This is a genomic window from Sodalis-like endosymbiont of Proechinophthirus fluctus, assembly GCF_001602625.1.
Taxonomy (GTDB): domain Bacteria; phylum Pseudomonadota; class Gammaproteobacteria; order Enterobacterales; family Enterobacteriaceae.
On the sequence record NZ_LECR01000001.1, the window covers coordinates 24,984 to 26,821 of the forward strand.

The following is a 1,838-nucleotide window of genomic DNA, read 5'->3' on the forward strand; positions in this document are numbered from 1 at the left end:
ATCGGCCGCTATTGCATGATTGGTGGCGCGAGCGTCATTAATGGCCATATGGCTATTTGCGATAAAGTTACTGTAACCGGAATGGGCATGGTTATGCGTCCGATAACCGAACCTGGCGTATACTCATCCGGGATCCCGCTACAGCCGAATAAAGAGTGGCGTAAAACCACCGCTTTAGTCATGAATATTAGCGACATGAGCAAACGGATGAAAGCCATCGAGCGAAAATTAGCAAAAAACTAATCGCTCCCGCCCCTTATAGAGGATAATGCGCGTCGAGGCTCCGTTTCCCGGCGAGCTATTATTATATTCGCGGCCTGCTTATTTTGTCCTGCCGAGATTAAAGCAGGCCGTGTTATTAATGCCACGTTTTTAGAGACAGGAAGAGTATTTTGACTACTGACACTCATACTCTGCATATTGAAGAGATATTAGTTGAAGAGATATTAGAGCTTTTGCCCCACCGGTTTCCGTTTCTACTGGTGGACCGCGTGTTGGATTTTGAAAAGGGGAAGTTTCTGCGGGCGGTAAAGAATGTTTCTTTCAATGAACCGTTTTTCCAGGGTCATTTTCCGGGAAAACCGATTTTTCCTGGGGTGTTAATCCTGGAAGCCATGGCCCAGGCGACAGGCATTCTGGCGTTCAAGAGCGCGGGTAAGCTGGCGCCGGGTGAACTCTATTATTTTGCTGCCATCGATGAAGCGCGTTTTAAGCGTCCGGTGCAGCCGGGCGATCAGATGATCCTAGAAGTTGAATTCATTAAAGAGCGTCGCGGCGTCGCGCGCTTTAAAGGTGTTGCCAAAGTTGATGGTGAAGTGACTTGTGAAGCGTCGATGATGTGCGCCCGTCGCCGGGAGGCCTGAATACGTGATTGATCAATCCGCCATTATACATCCCAGCGCCATCGTAGAAGAGGGTGCTATTATCCATGCTGGTGCGCATGTCGGTCCGTTCTGCGTTATCGGGCCACAAGTCGAAATCGGCGCGCGCACGGTGCTTAAGTCCCACGTAGTAGTGACCGGTATTACCCGCATCGGTGAAGATAACCAGATTTATCCATTTTCCTCCCTTGGCGACGTCAATCAGGATTTGAAGTATGTAGGGGAGCCGACGCGGGTAGAAATCGGGCACCGTAACCGGATTCGGGAAAGCGTGACCATTCATCGTGGCACGATACAAGGCGGAGAGTTGACTCGGGTTGGCAGCGACAATTTGCTGATGGTGAATACCCATATTGCCCACGACTGTACGGTGGGCAACCGCTGTATCATGGCTAATAATGCCACGCTCGGCGGCCATGTGGCAGTGGACGATTACGCCATTATTGGCGGCATGACCGCGGTACATCAGTTTTGTGTCATTGGCGCCCACGTCATGGTCGGAGGCTGTTCCGGCGTTGCCCAGGACGTGCCGCCTTTCGTTATCGCCCAGGGTAATCACGCTACACCGTTCGGCTTGAACATTGAAGGATTGAAGCGCCGCGGTTTCGATCGCGTCGTGCTTCACGCNATACGCTCCGCCTATAAAATTATTTATCACAGCGGAAAAACCCTCGACGAAGCTAAACTGGAGTTGGAAGAGCTGTCTCAGGAGTATCAGGTGGTAAATACCTTCCTGGACTTCCTGTCACGCTCGCGGCGCGGTATTATCCGCTGATTATGTCGGCACATCCGATTACTATCGGTCTGGTAGCCGGAGAGACCTCAGGAGATATTCTTGGCGCCGGGCTGATACGCGCACTGCGCGGCCATTTACCGCAAGTCTGCTTTGTCGGCGTCGCCGGTCCACGCATGCAATCGGAAGGGATGGAAGCCTGGTATGACATGGAAGAACTGGCG

At 52.1% G+C, this 1,838-nt stretch carries 2 protein-coding genes and 3 pseudogenes; all 5 read left to right on the forward strand.

Going from position 1 to position 1,838, the window contains the following annotated elements; genetic code table 11:
- A pseudogene (lpxD, locus tag BG74_RS15210) lies at positions 1–243 on the forward strand (UDP-3-O-(3-hydroxymyristoyl)glucosamine N-acyltransferase); the annotation flags it as partial.
- A 149-nt stretch (positions 244–392) separates the two neighbouring features.
- Entirely contained in the window at positions 393–863 is a 471-nt protein-coding gene (gene fabZ / locus BG74_RS00125) for a 3-hydroxyacyl-ACP dehydratase FabZ (protein WP_066595547.1), read from the forward strand.
- A gap of 4 nt (positions 864–867) precedes the next feature.
- A partial coding sequence (gene lpxA, locus BG74_RS00130; protein ID WP_244267028.1) for an acyl-ACP--UDP-N-acetylglucosamine O-acyltransferase occupies positions 868–1,508 on the forward strand: 641 nt, incomplete at its 3' end.
- 1 nt (position 1,509) lies between these two features.
- A pseudogene (locus BG74_RS15215) lies at positions 1,510–1,656 on the forward strand (acyl-ACP--UDP-N-acetylglucosamine O-acyltransferase); the annotation flags it as partial.
- 2 nt (positions 1,657–1,658) lie between these two features.
- A pseudogene (gene lpxB / locus BG74_RS15220) lies at positions 1,659–1,838 on the forward strand (lipid-A-disaccharide synthase); the annotation flags it as partial.